We start from the raw sequence: 12,514 nt of genomic DNA, 5'->3' as shown, positions 1-12,514 counted from the left end.
TTCGGATGGTTATATTCAAACAAAATACAGCATTATGCAAGTAGATATCCGAAAATTAAGCTTAGATGATTATGATGAACTTGTAGAGTCCATGCAAGAGGCTTATCCCGATATAGAGGATAATACCTGGGCGAAAAGAAATATCCAAAAATTAACTTCTATATTCCCTGAGGGGCAATTGTGTATTACCGTAGATGGCAAATTAGCTGCTGCTGCATTATCTATAATGGTGCAATACGAATTATTCGGAGATCAGCATACTTACGATGAGATTACAGGAAACGGAACCTTCAATACCCATAGCAACAATGGTAATGTTCTTTATGGTATAGAGGTATTTGTCCATCCTGAGTTTCGATCTCTGCGATTAGGACGCAGATTGTATGACGCCAGAAAAGAATTGTGTGAGATTAAAAACCTGAAATCAATTATTATTGGCGGCAGGATTCCAAATTATCACACGCACAGTAAGGAGCTAACACCACGTCAGTACATTAATAAAGTCCGTAAAAAGGAAATTTATGATCCGGTTTTGTCTTTCCAGCTTTCCAATAACTTCTCTCCTATTAAAATACTGAAAGGTTATCTGAAAGGTGATACTGAATCCGAAGAATATGCTGTTTTGCTACAATGGAATAATATCTATTACACGCAGAAGCAAAATACAATGCTGGATAGCGTCATCCGTATTGGTCTCGTGCAATGGCAAATGCGACAATTCAGAGATATTGAGGCATTTTATCAGCAGGTAGAATTCTTTGTGGATGTAATCAGCAATTATGAATCCGACTTTTGCGTTTTCCCGGAGTTGTTCAACACTCCCCTTCTGGCGGCATATAATCACCTGAATGAAAGGGAATCCATGGAAGAACTTTCAAAGCTGACGGCAGAGATTGTAGATAAAATTGCGGAACTTGCCGTAAGCTATAACGTCAATATCATATCAGGCAGTATGCCAATACTTGAAAATGGTAATCTCTATAACACTAGTTATCTTCTCCATCGTGACGGAAAGCGCGACGAATACCGAAAAATACACATTACTCCTAATGAACGAAAATACTACGGTATGCTGGGCGGGAATGAAGTAAAAGCCTTCGATACCGATTGTGGTAAAATTGGAATAATGGTATGCTATGATGTAGAATTTCCGGAACTCTCCAGAATCCTTGCAGATCAGGGTATGAAGATATTATTCGTTCCTTATCTTACCGATACTCAAAATGCTTACACACGTGTAAGAGCCTGTGCTGCTGCCAGAGCAATAGAAAATGAATGCTATGTTGCCATTGCAGGTTGTGTAGGAAACCTTCCTGGTGTAAGTAATATGGATATACAATTCGGACAGGCTGCAGTATTTACGCCTTCAGATTTTGCCTTTCCTTCCAATGCTGTAAAAGGAGAAGCCACTCCGAATACCGAAATGACATTAATCGTTGATGTAGATCTTAATCTGTTAAAAGAGCTTCACCATAATGGCGCTGTACAAATACTAAAAGACAGAAGATTAGATCTTTATGATGTTACTATAAAAGAGAAAGAAAATTTATAGTTTAAAGTGTATTTATCACGCTGGTAAAAAGTCATATTATATAAAAAGCCCTGTCAGTAGTTTCTGACAGGGCTTATATTTAATATTAAACGAGTTTAATTAATTTCTCTTTTTTTGGTTCTGTTAAAGATCCAAAAAATAATTGGGAAAATAAGCAATGTAAGTACAGTTGCAGAAACCAAACCTCCGATAATTACAATCGCCAGTGGCTTCTGAGATTCAGAACCAATACCTGTAGACATTGCTGCCGGCATTAGTCCTATAGAAGCCATTAGAGCTGTCATAACTACAGGACGGGTTCTTACCTTCACCCCTTCCAGAATAGCCTTATCTATATGGAAACCTTTCTTCACATTACTATGGAATTCGGAAATAAGAATTACACCATTCTGAATACAAATTCCAAAAAGTGCTATCATTCCTACCCCTGCAGAAATACCGAAATTCATACCTGTTACATGAAGTGCGATGATACCTCCTATAAGGGCAAATGGTACGTTAGCCAGTACAAGTAATGAATCCTTCATATTTCCAAAAAGGATAAATAAAAGGAAGAAAATCATCACAATACTAATCGGCACAACTTGTCCTAAACGTTTAGATGCACGTTGTTGGTTTTCGAATTGTCCGGTCCAGCCGATAGAATAGCCATCCGGAAGTTTTATAGAAGCTACTTTTTTCTGTGCATCAGCTATTGTGCTTCCTAAATCACGATCTCTAATCGAAAATTTGATTCCAATATAACGTTTGATATTATCCCTGTAAATAAAGGCAGCTCCGTTATCTTTAATAATATCACTAATAGCCTTCATAGGAATAAGCGTCCCATCCTGACAAGGTACCATCAGTTTGGCAATATCTTCTTCCGACTTACGGTATTCCGAAGCGTAACGAAGTCTGATGTCAAATTTACGCTCTCCTTCATAAATTTGTGAAGCTGTTTTACCTCCAAAAGCCATTTCTAAAACAGATTGTGCGTCAGCCGGCATTACACCATATTCTGCCATCTTATGTCTGTCCAATACAACGCTTACTTCTGGCTGCCCTATATTTTTGATAATTCCCGGTTCTCTTACACCATTCACTTTACGGATCTCTTTATAAACTTCTTTGGCCAAACGATCTAAGGTTTCCAGATTATCACCATAAATCTTAATCCCGTTTTCGGCTTTGAAACCTGCTACTGCTTCTGCAACATTATCTGAAATAGGCTGCGAATAGTTATATGTAATTCCCTGGAATTTCTTTAGTTTAGTATTCATCTCATTGATGAGCTCATCGTAAGTAATCTTACGTTTCCATTCTTCACGAGGCTGTAATGCAACAGCAAATTGTACGAAACCAAAACCATTAGGATCTGTACCATCATTACTTCGTCCTGTCTGGGAAAGAACTCCTGTAACTTCAGGAAATGAAGCAATAACTTTTTTCAGTTCATTAGTCTTTTTCATCGACTCTTTCAGTGATGTACTCATCGGTAACTCTGCTGTTACCCATAGTGATCCTTCATTAAGGGTTGGCAGGAATTCTGTTCCTAGGAATTTTCCTGAGAAAATAGTTACCACCATTAAGGAAATCGCTGCAATAAGGCTTATTTTTTTATTTCTAAATGCAAATGTAAATCCTTTTTCTACAATCTTGTCCCAGAAAGATACAAACGGATTATGCTTTTCACGCACATTCTTATTCAATAAAATATGCATAAGTACCGGAACCAATGTCAATGTAAATAACAGTGCTCCCAATAATGCAAACCCAAGAGTGTAAGCCAATGGAGAGAACATTTTGCCTTCTACCTTCTGGAAGGAGAAAATAGGAATTAGCGAGGTGATAATAATAAGCTTCGAGAAGAAAATTGCTTTCCCCAAACCTGTTCCGGTTTGCTTGATCCAACCTCCTTTTGCCAACTTATTAAAGCGCTCCATTCCATATCTTTTGGCTTTGTGATCTAACATTACAAAAACACCTTCCACCATGACGACAGCACCATCGATAATAATACCAAAGTCTACAGCTCCCAATGAAAGAAGGTTTGCACTCATTCCTGCTATTTTAAGACATAGGAATGCGAACAGCAATGATAACGGAATAATAATAGATACGATAACAGTTGTACGCCAATCTGCCATAAAGATCAATACCATTACCGTAACCAGTATAATTCCTTCAATAAGGTTGTGCATTACTGTACGGGTCGTAAAGTCCATCAGATTATCACGATCATAAAAGGTGACTAACTTTACATCTTTCGGCAAGGTTTTGTTATTCAGTTCAGCAATTTTCGCTTTCAATGCTACAAGAACTTCACGTGGATTTTCTCCTTTTCTCATAACCACAGTACCAGCTACCACATCGTCTTTTTTGTTTAGTCCGGCCTGTCCTACACGTGGCATAGAGCTCTCTTTTACTTCAGCAATATTCTTTACCAATACAGGGTTTCCGTTATTAGTTTCAATCGTAATATTGCCTATATCTTCTATTGTTTTTACAAGGCCTATTCCTCGTACTACGTAAGATTGGCCGCTTTTTTCTATAACATCTCCTCCTACGTTCAGATTACTCTTGGTTACAGCATCATAAACCTGTAAAGGAGTAAGACTGTATTTTTCCAGTTTTACCGGATCAATACTCAGTTCGTAAACTTTATCCTGTCCCCCAAATACATTGATATCCGCTACCCCCGGAACGCCACGCAATGCACGGTCTACAACCCAGGTCTGTAAGGTAAGTAATTCCCGGGAATCTCTTTTCGAACTTTCCAATGTATAACGGAATATTTCTCCTGTCGGCCCGTAAGGTGGTTGTACTTCGGGTGCGACATCATCCGGAAAACTTAATGTTCTTAACTGGTTGTTGACCTGATTTCTGGCGAAGGTATCATCTACACCGTCATCGAAAATAATTTTGACAATGGACAATCCAAACATGGTGGTACTTCGTACACTGGTTTTCTTCTGCACCGGACTCATTGCAAGCTCTATAGGTGTTGTTACAAAACGCTCCACTTCTTCGGCACTTCTGCCATTCCATTGTGTAATGATCGTTATCTGGGTATTGGTAACATCAGGAAAAGCTTCAATTGGCATATTCCTGAAACTTACAATACCGGCGATAGCCAAAATCCCTACCCAGATAAAAGTGAAAGCCTTGTTCTTGATAGAGAATGCTATTATATTTTTAATGAACTTATTCATTCAATTCAGATTTAATATTTCTTATTTACTCTTTTAATGATCTGTAAATAAGTAACTGATTATTGGTTATAACCTTATCTCCTTCATTCACCCCTTCAGCTACATAAGTTGTATCTCCGGTCTGTCTCAGTATTTTTATTTCACGAACTTTTATATTACTCTGGGAGGCAAATAACACAACAAAGTATCTGTTATCGTCGAAGATTACCGCAGAAGTAGGTATCGCTACTGCAGTTTCATTCAGCGTATTATTTACTTTAATAGTTGCTTTACTATCCGGCACCAGAAGTCCTTCCGAATTGTCCAAAACCACTCTCGCCTGCATAGCATTGGTTTGCGGATCTATAATTTTAAATATCTTGTCAATTCTGCCGTGGAAAACTTTATCAGGATAACTTAGTGTCGTAATCTCTGCCTTCATCCCAAGATCTATCCTGTCAATATCGGTTTCATTGATGTTAACTAATGCCCAAACATCTTTTGTATTGGCAACGTCGAAAATATTGTCCGAACGGTCACTTCTAAGCTGCATATCTTTATTGATGTTCTTCTGTACGATGTAACCATTGATTGGTGATACTACAGAGTAAATATTACCATTCTTTACGTTATAAATTGTACTAACAGCTTCTGCACGTTTTAGCTGGTCCTGCGCCTTTGTAAGTTCGCTTTTGGCTGTTAAAACTTCATTTTTGGTATTCAATTTTCCTTCATAAAGTTCTTGTGCCACTCTTAGCTTATTTTTTGCCTCTGCCAAATCTGTTTTAGCATCACTAAGGTCTTTCTGAAAACCTGCCACTTCTGTACTTCTTATTGTAGCCAGTACCTGGCCTTTATGTACATAATCTCCCAATTCGGCATTTACCGTCAGTACATTACCTCCTACCAAAGGATAAATATCGATATAGCTGTTTCTGTCTGCGGAGATTTTACCAAAGAAGCTCATTTGTTCTTTAATCTGCTCTTTCCGGGCTTCAGCCAGGGTCGTAGTCTGCATCATTTCCTTGCTTATTTCAAAGCCTTTTACAATACTCTCTTTTTTCTGAGGCTCTTCCTTGCTGCATGCAGCAAGTATTGAGATTGCCAATAAGCCTGTAATTATCTGCTTCATATTTTAGTAAAAGATTTTGGATTGTGTTAAACGATTGATTTCTTCAGCGGATGTTATAATATGTTTCTGGATTTCATAGATCTGCAAAATACTTTGCTTGTAGCTCTCCATAAAATCTGTGAACTCTATAAGACTTATATTCCCTTTTCTGAAATTCTTAAGAATTCCATTATATACAGTTTCCATATCCTGCAAGTCCTGAGGTTTCAAGGAAAAATATTGCTGATATTGATTCTTCCATGTCTGATATGCAGTATCTACTTGTGAGACAAGTTCCTGTCTCAGCCTTTCTTCAGTCTTTTTGTTTTCCTGAATCTGATATTCTGCTTTCATCTGATTTCCTTTATTCTTATTCCACAAAGGAATTGGAATACCAAAGCTAAGTGCTAACTGATTATCGAAAGCAGCCCCTCTTTGTGTCCAACGGGTACCTATAGTAAGGTCCGGTACACTAAGTGATTTCTGCCATTTTAAATTGAGTTCACTACTCTGTGTGATTTTTTTAGCAGTCAGATAATCGGCGTTATTTTCCAATGCTTTTTGCTGCAATTCGGAAATACTTATCAGCGGCTGCTTCTCCAGCTGCTGATTCATATTCTCATCAGAAAGTTCCGGGAGAACTTCTGTATCGCTACCTGTTAATAATTTCAGGGTCTGCTTTTGCTGAATAATATTATTACTAACCTCTATTTTATCGTTCTGTACATTGATAACCAATGCCTGAAGCCTTACCATATCTTTCAGAGATACATTTCCTTTTTGTGTCTGAACTTTATAAGCATTCAACAAATCTGTAAAATACTTCAACTGAACATCCAGACTTTCTTCTTTTTTTTGTTCAAAAAGAATATTATAAAAGGTACTTCTAAGTTGGGAACGAAGATCTACAAGCAATCCCTGAAATTGCATTTCTGCAATTTCTTTATTCGATCTGGCAAAAGCGACTTCATTTTTTCTTTTTCTTCCTAATACAAAAAGTTGTTCTATTCCCACTTCTTTAGCTCCGGTGCTGCCGATATGGAAAATCTTTTTATTTTCAGGATCTATTGCGTTAAGTTCGACGGACAAATTAGGGAGATCCCATATTTTTGCCTGAATAATATCTGCTTCTGCTTCGCTAATATTATATTGAGCGGCAAGTAATTGCAGATTATTCTTCTGAAAGGACTCTTCGCATTCTTCCAATGTCATCCGCTGCTGACTGTATACAAAAACGGATGTCATTAGAAAAAACGGAATACATTTTTTCATGTTATACTTTTTAAACATTACAAAAGTGTCATTACAATTTTAAAACAATCTTAATTTCACCTTAAAATATGCTTAAAATTACTTATTTATCGAACGTGTAGGAAATATTAAAGTAAAAATATTCTTATTTGAATCCACAGAATAATAAATATTTGCCTGGTGATATTCTAATATACGTTGTACTATTTTTAATCCCAGACCCGAACCATTGATATTCTGTGAATTTTTACCTCTTATAAAAGCCTCAAACAATTTATTACGGTCTTCATCAGAAATAACAGGCCCACTATTTTCCATAATAACGCGGAGCTCATTATCGTTTTCATGTATAGAAACAGATACTTCTGCGTTATCACTGTATAAAACAGCATTTTTGAACAGGTTGATAAAGACTATTTCAAGCAGTGATCTTATTCCTCTGACAGCTAAAGTCAGCTCCTCATTTTCATTAATTTTAAAATCAAGATATAGCTGAGGATAAGTCTTTAGAACAACTTCATAGGCATCAAAAATTATTTCATCAATACGCTCTTCTTTAAAAATTTGCTGAATATTTTCTCTGTCAAATTTTGTAAGCAGAATAAGTGAGCTTGTCAAATCAGATAACTGATGAATATCTTTTGTAACGTTCTGTAATGTAGTTTTAGTCTCAGGCTGAATATCGCTTTTATTACTCAGATTTTCTAATTGAAATGTAATTCTCGTTAATGGTGTCCGGATTTCATGTGATGCACTTGCTGTAAACTCTTTCTGTGCCTGAAAAACATCGTTAATACGAATCATCATTGTATTAAAAGCTCTTGCAAGAACACTAATCTCGTCTTCAGATTTATTTTCTTCCAGTTTAGTAGTAAGTTTGTGAGCTGTAATTTCTGTAATTTGCTGAGTAAATTTGTCTAAGGGGGTTAAAAGTTTTTTTACAAAATTATAACTGAAAATCCAGACAAATACAGTCGTAATAAGATATGTTATAACCAATACATATTTTAAGAAATCCAATTTAAGTTGCCCTGTGCGGTCACGTGCAGTTACCAGAATATAATAGACTTTATCCCTTATTTTTACATGAGTCCCCAGTAACTCCTGGTCTTTATTCTGAGTGTGGACTTCACTCGTCTGGTCTAATTGATACAGCAAACCTTCATCCCACGTAATATTTTCGTCTTTGACAGTGCTGTATATAAGTTTCTTGTTGCTGTTAAAAATTAGTGTTTCATCATGAAACAGTTCATCTTCAATTTCATCGACTTCGAAATTAGCTCCCTTAACATCAACATTTTCATTTTTTAAAATAAGCTGTATTGTAAATTCCAGTTTATTATGCATCCTTTCCAGAAACTTTTCTTTCCTGAAATCATAACTGGTATAATAAATAATAACCATTACTATTGCAAAAATCAGAGAATATGCAATACTAAAGTTAAATGCTATTTTACGCTTTAAAGTCATTTCAGACTGGCAAGATAATATCCGAAACCTGGGCGGGTATGAATTAGCTTATGCTTAAAATCTTTATCTATTTTCTTTCTTAGAAAATTAATGTAAACCTCAATAGTATTATTGGTTGTCTGGAAATGATTCTGCCATACCTGATCAGATATATGTTGCTTGGACAAAGTTCTTCCATTGGCATCAGCCAAAAGCTTTAATAGTTGGAATTCTCTTACTGTAAGGTTAATTTCATTCCCTGCTCTGTAAACTTTTCCATCAGCAGGAAGTATTTCAAGATCATCAATTATAATCTTTTCATCTTCTTTTTTAGGCACCTCTCTTCTTCTTAGCAAAGAATTTATCCTCAACAGGAGTTCTTCAAGTAAAAAAGGTTTTACAAGATAATCATCTGCTTTACGTAAAAAAGCTTCCTTTTTATCTGAAATATCATCATATGCAGAAATAATAATAATCGGAGTATTAGGATCTGTATCTCTTACAATTTGTGTAGCCTCCAATCCGTTTATCTTAGGTACATTAATATCCAGAAGATAGATATCATAAGCTGCCCCGGTAGTTTTCGTCAGAAATTCCTCTCCATCAGATGATGTCTCACACAGAATATCATTAGACGCTAAGAAAGTTGAAATCTCTGATGATAATACTAAATCATCCTCCAAAAGTAATACTCGCATTGAAAGTCTTTTTTACAAATTTATAAAATAACATTGTTACTATTCCTATTTTGTAAAATTATACAAAATAAGCTATCGAATACAGAGATAGTTTTTCCCAATGAATATACTTGCTTTCCCTTTACAAAACCTTTAAATTTGTATAGAAATTTTTACGAAAAATGAATTCTAAAATTAATCATAATGTTATTTTTCAGGAACTTGGTGTATTAGATTACCAGTCTGCATGGGACTACCAGGAAAAGCTTCTGAAGAGTAATATAGATATAAAAATAAATAACAGACAACTTCAGCCGGAAGACACAACAGAAACAGAAAACCATCTGCTTTTTGTTGAACATCCGCACGTTTATACATTGGGGAAAAGCGGGCACGAAGAAAATATGCTTGCTAATAATGATATGCTGAAAGAAATTGATGCAACTTATGTAAAAACAAACCGTGGCGGAGACATTACTTATCATGGCTATGGCCAGATTGTAGGCTACCCTGTTTTGGATCTTGAAAATTTCTATACAGATATTCACCGTTATATGAGGGAGCTGGAAGAAATTATCATCCGGACTATTGCCGAATATGGGCTAAAAGGAGAACGTTCTCCAGGAGAAACAGGTGTTTGGCTGGATGTTGGTAAACCATATGCCAGAAAGATTTGTGCAATGGGTGTGAAAGCCAGTCGTTGGGTTACAATCCATGGCTTTGCATTAAATGTAAATACAGATCTTCGTTATTTCGAATATATTATTCCTTGTGGTATAAAAGACAAACAAGTAACATCTCTTAAGAGAGAACTTGAAAGGGAGGTAGATATTGAAGAAGTAAAATTAAAAATCAAAAAACATTTTCAGGAAGTCTTCCAAACTGAATGGATTTAATCTCTATATAAATGTAGGAATTCCTGTTTCTGAAAATTATGACTTTTGGAATTTTAGACCTAATTGTAAATGTAAGCGTAATTTTTGGGGAATATATTGATCTAAGAATATTCAGTTTCAAGAATCATCAGAAAATAACATTTATCCTTATACATTCATTTAGTAAAAAAAGAGGTTAAACCCCATAATACCAGTAAATATAAAAAAGGACATCTGCTATAAACTGTAATTTTGAAAGCTATAGATTTACTATTTAATGAAGATATAATAATATTAAATACCATTATTTATTTCATTTCTAATTCTTTTATTCTTTTTAGATTATAGTTTTATACTCCCCTGATTAATAATTATTTTGCAAATACTTGAACTATTTATTTAGAATTTTTAATTATATTTTTTTCAAAAAAAAGCTCTCTAAATTAAATTATTTGCAACAACTGTTTTTTTGATTATATTTGTAAAATATAGAAAAAGTAATTATGGCAGAATATAAATTATTACTTCCTTCAATGGGAGAAGGCGTGATGGAAGCGACAATTATCACATGGTTGTATAACGAAGGCGACACTGTAAGTGAAGACGACTCCGTTGTAGAAATTGCAACCGATAAAGTTGATTCTGATGTTCCGACTCCTGTTTCCGGTAAAATTGTAAAGATTTTAAAACAAAAAGACGAAGTAGCAAAAGTTGGTGAGGCTATCGCTATTTTGGAAATTGCCGGGGAAGGAAATGCTGATATTACTGCAGAAGCTTCGGTTGCTGCAACTGCAACTGTTATTGAGCCAGAAGTAGAGAAAGAACTAATGCAACCTATTGCTGCACAAACTGTAGCTACAGATTCATTATCTGGTACAGATTTATATCTTTCTCCTCTTGTGAAATCTATTGCACAACAGGAAAATATTACTGAAGATGAACTTAAGTCTATCAAAGGTTCCGGCCTTGAAGGCAGAATTACAAAAGAAGATATCTTAGCATACCTTCCAAACAGAGGTAATGCAGCAAATACTACAACAAGTACACCAGCTGCTCCAACTGCGAAAAGCACTCCGGTATCTGCTCCGACATCTACAGTCCCTGTTGCTGCAGGAGATGAGATTGTTCCAATGGACAGAATGCGAAAAATTATCGCAGAAAACATGGTGAAAGCTAAGCAGATCGCTCCACACGTAACTTCATTTATTGAAACTGATGTTACCAATGTTGTAAAATGGAGAAACAAACATAAAGCTGCTTTCGAAAAACGTGAAGGTGAAAAACTAACTTTCATGCCAATTTTCATAAAAGCTGTTGTTAAAGCTATTCAGGATTTCCCGTTAATCAACGTTTCTGTTGATGGTGATAAAATCATTAAAAAGAAAAACATCAATATTGGTATGGCTACTGCCCTTCCTGATGGTAATCTTATTGTTCCGGTAATTAAAAATGCAGATCAGCTTTCTCTTTCTGGTTTAGCAAAGGCAATTAATGACCTGGCTTACCGAGCAAGAAATAAAAAATTGAGACCTGAAGATACACAAGGTGCAACTTATACTATCTCTAATGTAGGAAGCTTTGGAAATTTAATGGGTACTCCTATTATTCCTCAGCCACAGGTTGCAATTTTAGCTGTTGGTGCTATTGTTAAAAAACCTGCTGTATTGGAAACTCCGGATGGAGATGTTATCGCAATCAGAAATCTTATGTTCATGAGTCACTCTTACGATCACCGTGTAGTAGATGGTTCTTTAGGTGGGATGTTCCTAAAGCATGTTCATGACTATCTTCAAAATTGGGATCTGAATACAGAAGTTTAAAATCAACACAATACATTATAAAAAATCCCCGATAAGATTATCGGGGATTTTTATTTATGCTCCAGGTTTTATGTTTATGTGGTTTTAATTCTGGATGCTTGGATTTTACTTCTGGTGTTACCCTCCTTCTTCTATCCGGAGTTCCGTCTGGCTTATTAGGCTTAGGTCCGGGTTTAATAAATTTTGTAGTCATAACTTTAAAATTGAATTTGTTGTACAATCAAAAGTATGGCAACATTATTCTATTATTTTGAGGATAACCATAAACAAGTAATAATATTTAGCTGTATAATTAATCTCTGAGAATCCTATAAAAATAAGTTTTCTTATCCTATATCAGCATACTCGATTCTCACGGATTAGAATTACATTACTTATTCTCAGTTATATATTACTTATAATCAAAAAGTTATAAGCCTTTAAGGTCTATAGGTTTAAGATTATTAGAGTTTTATGACCTTAAGCCTCATAACTTTTGTAACCGTATTATAACCTCTATAACATCCGTGAATCTTATAACTCTTATAACCTGCATAACTTACATAACCATTATAACCTTCTGGTTGGTTAATAGTTAGATTTGAGTTGAGTTGAGTTATTTTGGAT

Annotated in this window: 9 protein-coding genes; 3 read left to right on the top strand and 6 right to left on the bottom strand. The window is 35.4% G+C overall.

The features are described from left to right. Positions 1-34: 34 nt before the first annotated feature. Positions 35-1,552: a carbon-nitrogen hydrolase family protein gene (locus tag BAZ10_RS15840; RefSeq protein ID WP_078772859.1), complete on the top strand. Its 1,518-nt coding sequence runs from the start codon at positions 35-37 to the stop codon at positions 1,550-1,552. Positions 1,553-1,647: 95 nt separating this feature from the next. On the opposite strand, the gene BAZ10_RS15835 is transcribed toward BAZ10_RS15840, so the two are convergent. From BAZ10_RS15835 to BAZ10_RS15815, 5 genes are all read right to left on the bottom strand, one after another. Then, positions 1,648-4,746 (bottom strand): efflux RND transporter permease subunit, encoded by a 3,099-nt coding sequence (locus tag BAZ10_RS15835; RefSeq protein ID WP_078772858.1) that lies wholly within the window; start codon positions 4,744-4,746, stop codon positions 1,648-1,650. 25 nt (positions 4,747-4,771) lie between these two features. Then, positions 4,772-5,857, bottom strand: coding sequence for an efflux RND transporter periplasmic adaptor subunit (locus BAZ10_RS15830; RefSeq protein WP_078772857.1), 1,086 nt, complete (start codon positions 5,855-5,857; stop codon positions 4,772-4,774). A 3-nt stretch (positions 5,858-5,860) separates the two neighbouring features. Next, a complete protein-coding gene (locus BAZ10_RS15825; RefSeq protein ID WP_078772856.1) occupies positions 5,861-7,108 on the bottom strand; it encodes a TolC family protein in 1,248 nt (415 codons plus the stop codon). Between the two features lie 78 nt (positions 7,109-7,186). Continuing rightward, on the bottom strand, positions 7,187-8,557 hold the full coding sequence (locus tag BAZ10_RS15820; RefSeq protein ID WP_078772855.1) for a sensor histidine kinase: 1,371 nt from the start codon (positions 8,555-8,557) through the stop codon (positions 7,187-7,189). Further along, positions 8,554-9,234, bottom strand: coding sequence for a response regulator transcription factor (locus tag BAZ10_RS15815; RefSeq protein WP_078772854.1), 681 nt, complete (start codon positions 9,232-9,234; stop codon positions 8,554-8,556). The genes BAZ10_RS15820 and BAZ10_RS15815 overlap by 4 nt, the downstream gene beginning before the upstream one ends. A 161-nt stretch (positions 9,235-9,395) precedes the next feature. Here BAZ10_RS15815 and lipB point away from each other — a divergent pair, with 161 nt between their 5' ends. Both lipB and BAZ10_RS15805 read left to right on the top strand, forming a co-directional pair. Then, positions 9,396-10,109 (top strand): lipoyl(octanoyl) transferase LipB, encoded by a 714-nt coding sequence (lipB, locus tag BAZ10_RS15810; RefSeq protein ID WP_059322596.1) that lies wholly within the window; start codon positions 9,396-9,398, stop codon positions 10,107-10,109. Between the two features lie 482 nt (positions 10,110-10,591). Next, the gene (locus BAZ10_RS15805; RefSeq protein WP_078772853.1) at positions 10,592-11,908 is read left to right on the top strand and encodes a dihydrolipoamide acetyltransferase family protein; all 1,317 of its coding nucleotides are present in this window, start codon (positions 10,592-10,594) and stop codon (positions 11,906-11,908) included. Positions 11,909-11,945: 37 nt separating this feature from the next. Here BAZ10_RS15805 and BAZ10_RS19110 read toward each other — a convergent pair whose 3' ends face one another. Then, the gene (locus BAZ10_RS19110) at positions 11,946-12,101 is read right to left on the bottom strand and encodes a hypothetical protein (protein ID WP_165690101.1); all 156 of its coding nucleotides are present in this window, start codon (positions 12,099-12,101) and stop codon (positions 11,946-11,948) included. Between the last annotated feature and the right edge of the window lie 413 nt (positions 12,102-12,514).

Origin of the sequence: Elizabethkingia occulta, from assembly GCF_002023715.1 — a bacterium.
GTDB classification, from domain to species: Bacteria; Bacteroidota; Bacteroidia; order Flavobacteriales; family Weeksellaceae; genus Elizabethkingia; species Elizabethkingia occulta.
Note: the sequence above shows the minus strand (reverse complement) of the source record. Positions and strands in the feature narration are given on the sequence as shown.